The 5,550-nt window shown below is 57.8% G+C and carries 3 rRNA genes; all 3 read left to right on the forward strand.

Annotated features, from left to right (window positions below):
• Nucleotides 1-344: 344 nt before the first annotated feature.
• The 3 genes from FYX01_RS25870 (at nucleotide 345) to rrf (ending at nucleotide 5,547) form a co-directional block, all read left to right on the forward strand.
• Nucleotides 345-1,876: ribosomal RNA gene (locus FYX01_RS25870) — 16S ribosomal RNA — on the forward strand.
• A 357-nt stretch (nucleotides 1,877-2,233) separates the two neighbouring features.
• Nucleotides 2,234-5,322: ribosomal RNA gene (locus tag FYX01_RS25875) — 23S ribosomal RNA — on the forward strand.
• Between the two features lie 109 nt (nucleotides 5,323-5,431).
• Nucleotides 5,432-5,547, forward strand: a 5S ribosomal RNA gene (gene rrf / locus FYX01_RS25880).
• The 16S, 23S and 5S rRNA genes sit together here, the layout of an rRNA operon.
• Nucleotides 5,548-5,550: the final 3 nt, after the last annotated feature.

The following is a 5,550-nucleotide window of genomic DNA, read 5'->3' on the forward strand; positions in this document are numbered from 1 at the left end:
AAATGCGGAAGCGGACGGGCTTTACCCCGATCAGGAACACCACAAACCGCCGGTTTGGCGGGGTGCGGAACACCTGATAAAGTGAAGACACAACAAAGCGGAAACGCAACAGCGCCTTCCACGGAAAAGCCACAGACCCCTGACGGTCAGGCTTGTACGGGATGAGCGGTTGTTTCTTGAGAACTCAACAGCGCGTGTTTGATTTTCTTTAAGCCATGTTTGTTTTGGCCCCACCACACTTCGGTGTGGAGGGTTCCTTTGATGAACCGGGGCAACCCGGTTGGTCAGGATTACTTCTAGGTTTACCCGCCCAGGCGTCTACGCCGGGTACGGGTTGAGTGACCTTTATGGAGAGTTTGATCCTGGCTCAGGACGAACGCTGGCGGCGTGCTTAACACATGCAAGTCGAGCGGTAAGGCCCTTCGGGGTACACGAGCGGCGAACGGGTGAGTAACACGTGAGCAACCTGCCCCCGACTCCGGGATAAGCGGTGGAAACGCCGTCTAATACCGGATACGACCCATGGTCTCCTGGCCGTGGGTGGAAAGTTTCTCGGTTGGGGATGGGCTCGCGGCCTATCAGCTAGTTGGTGGGGTAACAGCCTACCAAGGCGATTACGGGTAGCCGGCCTGAGAGGGCGACCGGCCACACTGGGACTGAGACACGGCCCAGACTCCTACGGGAGGCAGCAGTGGGGAATATTGCGCAATGGGCGAAAGCCTGACGCAGCGACGCCGCGTGGGGGATGACGGCCTTCGGGTTGTAAACCTCTTTTACCACCAACGCAGGCTCCCAGTGCTCTGGGGGTTGACGGTAGGTGGGGAATAAGGACCGGCTAACTACGTGCCAGCAGCCGCGGTAATACGTAGGGTCCGAGCGTTGTCCGGAATTATTGGGCGTAAAGAGCTCGTAGGCGGCGTGTCGCGTCTGCTGTGAAAGACCGGGGCTTAACCCCGGTTCTGCAGTGGATACGGGCATGCTAGAGGTAGGTAGGGGAGACTGGAATTCCTGGTGTAGCGGTGAAATGCGCAGATATCAGGAGGAACACCGGTGGCGAAGGCGGGTCTCTGGGCCTTACCTGACGCTGAGGAGCGAAAGCATGGGGAGCGAACAGGATTAGATACCCTGGTAGTCCATGCCGTAAACGTTGGGCGCTAGGTGTGGGGACTTTCCACGGTTTCCGCGCCGTAGCTAACGCATTAAGCGCCCCGCCTGGGGAGTACGGCCGCAAGGCTAAAACTCAAAGGAATTGACGGGGGCCCGCACAAGCGGCGGAGCATGTTGCTTAATTCGACGCAACGCGAAGAACCTTACCAAGGTTTGACATCACCCGTGGACCTGCAGAGATGTGGGGTCATTTAGTTGGCGGGTGACAGGTGGTGCATGGCTGTCGTCAGCTCGTGTCGTGAGATGTTGGGTTAAGTCCCGCAACGAGCGCAACCCTTATTCCATGTTGCCAGCACGTGATGGTGGGGACTCATGGGAGACTGCCGGGGTCAACTCGGAGGAAGGTGGGGATGACGTCAAGTCATCATGCCCCTTATGTCTTGGGCTGCAAACATGCTACAATGGCCGGTACAATGGGCGTGCGATGCCGCAAGGTGGAGCGAATCCCTAAAAGCCGGTCTCAGTTCGGATTGGGGTCTGCAACTCGACCCCATGAAGGTGGAGTCGCTAGTAATCGCGGATCAGCAACGCCGCGGTGAATACGTTCCCGGGCCTTGTACACACCGCCCGTCACGTCATGAAAGTCGGCAACACCCGAAACTTGCGGCCTAACCCTTCGGGGAGGGAGTGAGTGAAGGTGGGGCTGGCGATTGGGACGAAGTCGTAACAAGGTAGCCGTACCGGAAGGTGCGGCTGGATCACCTCCTTTCTAAGGAGTCTTTTGCAGGCTGACTGTTTCCTATGGTCGGCCGGACTCAGAAGTGGACCCGTGCTGGGGGCCGTGATGGTCGTCGGTGTCGGGAGTGGCTTTTGTGAGAATCGAACTTCACCTCGGGCGACTAGAAGCGTCCGGGGGCGCGCTGTTGGGTGTCTGAGGAAGCAACCTCTGGGCTGCTGATCTCCTGCTCTGTGTGGGGGTTGGTGGCCGGTGGTGTTTCCCGCGGACCGCCCTGAGGAACTCTCGGTGGGGTCGGGCTTGTGGCCTGGTTCTGGTCGAGTGGTGCGAAGGTGTGCGGTTGGTGTTTTGATTCGTGAATAGTGTGCGCGAGCATCTTGTTATCTGTAGTGGCCAAGTGATAGTGGCACACGGTGGATGCCTTGGCATCAGGCGCCGATGAAGGACGTGGGAGGCCGCGATAGGCCACGGGGAGCTGTCAACCGAGCTGTGATCCGTGGGTGTCCGAATGGGGAAACCTAGCCCGAGTTGTGTCGGGTTGCCGCTGCTTGAATGTATAGGGCAGTTGGTGGTGACGCGGGGAAGTGAAACATCTCAGTACCCGTAGGAAGAGTAAACAACAGTGATTCTCCTAGTAGTGGTGAGCGAACGGGGAAGAGGCTAAACCGCAGGCGTGTGATAGACGGCAGTCGTTGCGTGTGCGGGGTTGTGGGGTGCATCTGTCCAGGTCTGTCGGCCTGGAGCGCTGAGTGGTTCTTCTAGCTGAATCCGTTGGGAAGCGGAACCGGAGCGGGTGAGAGTCCTGTAGGTGAAGGAAGAGTCTAGGTGTTGGTGTGTTCCCGAGTAGCGCGGAGCCCGTGAAAGTCCGTGTGAATCTGGCAGGACCACCTGCTAAGCCAAAATACGTCCTGATGACCGATAGTGCACTAGTACCGTGAGGGAAAGGTGAAAAGTGCCCCGGTGAGGGGTCGTGAAATAGTACCTGAAACCGTGTGCTGTCAAGCCGTCAGAGCTGAAGCGTGTCTTTGGTGATGGCGTGCCTTTTGAAGAATGAGCCTGCGAGTCATGGTGTGTGGCGAGGTTAACCCGGGTGGGGTAGCCGTAGGGAAACCGAGTCTGAATAGGGCGATGGAGTCGCATGCTGTGGACCCGAAGCGGAGTGATCTACCCATGTCCAGGGTGAAGCGGGGGTAAGACCTCGTGGAGGCCCGAACCCACCAGGGTTGAAAACCTGGGGGATGAGGTGTGGGTAGGGGTGAAAGGCCAATCAAACTCCGTGATAGCTGGTTCTCCCCGAAATGCATTTAGGTGCAGCGTCGCGTGTTTCTTGCTGGAGGTAGAGCTACTGTTTGGCTGATGGGCCCGACAAGGTTACTGACGTCAGACAAACTCCGAATGCCGGTGAAGTGAAGCGCGGCAGTGAGACTGCGGGGGATAAGCTTCGTAGTCGAGAGGGAAACAGCCCAGATCATCAGCTAAGGCCCCTAAGCGTGTGCTAAGTGGGAAAGGTTGTGGAGTTGCTGAGACAACCAGGAGGTTGGCTTAGAAGCAGCCATCCTTTAAAGAGTGCGTAATAGCTCACTGGTCAAGTGGTTCTGCGCCGATAATGTAGCGGGGCTTAAGCACACCGCCGAAGCTGTGAAGCTCAACGTTTGTTGGGTTGGTAGGGGAGCGTCGTGCATCCACAGAAGCTGCCGAGTGATCGTGTGGTGGAGGGTGTGCGAGTGAGAATGCAGGCATGAGTAGCGAAAGCAACGTGAGAAACGTTGCCGCCGATTGACTAAGGGTTCCTGGGGCAGGTTAATCCGCCCAGGGTGAGTCTGGACCTAAGGCGAGGCCGACAGGCGTAGTCGATGGATAACGGGTTGATATTCCCGTACCCGTGCGCGAGCGTCCATGCTGAATCGGGTGATGCTAACCACGCTGGTCCTTGGCGGTTCCTTCGGGAGTTGCCTCTGGTCTGGTCTGGGATCCGATCCCGTAGTAGGCAAGTGATGGGGTGACGCAGGAGGGTAGCTCTACCCGGCGGTGGTTGTCCGGGGGTAAGCGTGTAGGCCGGTGTGTTGGTAAATCCGCACACTGTGTGGCTGAGACGTGATGCCGAGCCGTTTTAGGCGAAGTGAGTGATCCCATGCTGTCGAGAAAAGCCTCTAGCGAGTTCGTGTGTGGCCAGTACCCTAAACCGACGCAGGTGGTCAGGTAGAGAATACCGAGGCGGTCGGGTGAACCATGGTTAAGGAACTCGGCAAATTGTCCCCGTAACTTTGGGAGAAGGGGAGCCCTGTCTGGTGAAGGCCTTCGCGGCTGGAGCTGGGTGGGGTCGCAGATAGCGGGGGGAAGCGACTGTTTATTAAAAACACAGGTCCGTGCGAAGTCGTAAGACGCTGTATACGGACTGACGCCTGCCCGGTGCTGGAACGTTAAGAGGACTGGTTAGCGGGGTTCGCCCTGCGAGGCTGGGAATCTAAGCGCCAGTAAACGGCGGTGGTAACTATAACCATCCTAAGGTAGCGAAATTCCTTGTCGGGTAAGTTCCGACCTGCACGAATGGCGTAACGACTTCCCCACTGTCTCAACCATGGGCCCGGTGAAATTGCACTACGAGTAAAGATGCTCGTTTCGCGCAGCAGGACGGAAAGACCCCGGGACCTTCACTATAGCTTGACATTGGTGTTTGGGATGGTTTGTGTAGGATAGGTGGGAGCCGGTGAAGTCGTCACGCTAGTGGCGGTGGAGGCGTTGGTGAAATACCACTCTGACTGTTTCGGGCATCTAACTTTGGACCGTGATCCGGTTCGGGGACAGTGTCTGGTGGGTAGTTTAACTGGGGCGGTTGCCTCCCAAAGAGTAACGGAGGCGCCCAAAGGTTCCCTCAGCCTGGTTGGTAATCAGGTGTTGAGTGTAAGTGCACAAGGGAGCTTGACTGTGAGACGGACGTGTCGAGCAGGAGCGAAAGCTGGGACTAGTGATCCGGCACCGGCGTGTGGAAGCGGTGTCGCTCAACGGCTAAAAGGTACCCCGGGGATAACAGGCTGATCTTCCCCAAGAGTCCATATCGACGGGATGGTTTGGCACCTCGATGTCGGCTCGTCGCATCCTGGGGCTGGAGTTGGTCCCAAGGGTTGGGCTGTTCGCCCATTAAAGCGGCACGCGAGCTGGGTTTAGAACGTCGTGAGACAGTTCGGTCCCTATCCGCTGTGCGCGTTGGAGACTTGAGAAGGGCTGTCCCTAGTACGAGAGGACCGGGACGGACGAACCTCTGGTGTGCCAGTTGTCCTGCCAAGGGCATGGCTGGTTGGCTACGTTCGGGAGGGATAACCGCTGAAAGCATCTAAGCGGGAAGTCTGCTTCGAGATGAGGTCTCCTGCCTCCTGTGAGAGGGTAAGGCTCCCTGTAGACGACGGGGTTGATAGGCCGGGTGTGGAAGCCCTGTGAGGGGTGGAGCTGACTGGTACTAATAGGCCGAGGGCTTGTCCGCTGCAGATAACTGGATGTTCGCGCACATGTGTTCACGGAGCTTGGCTCGCTGTGATTCGCCCCCCGCTTTTTTGGTGGTGTGGGGTTGGAGTCTGGTGGGTTGTGGGTTTCCGTGGTGGTTATTGCTGGAGGGTCACACCCGGTCTCTTTCCGAACCCGGTCGTTAAGTCTCTTTGCGCTGATGGTACTGCCCTGTGGTGGGGTGGGAGAGTAGGTTGCTGCCACGGTTT

Origin of the sequence: Nocardiopsis quinghaiensis (assembly GCF_008638365.1) — a bacterium.
In the GTDB taxonomy this organism is placed as follows: Bacteria; Actinomycetota; Actinomycetes; order Streptosporangiales; family Streptosporangiaceae; genus Nocardiopsis; species Nocardiopsis quinghaiensis.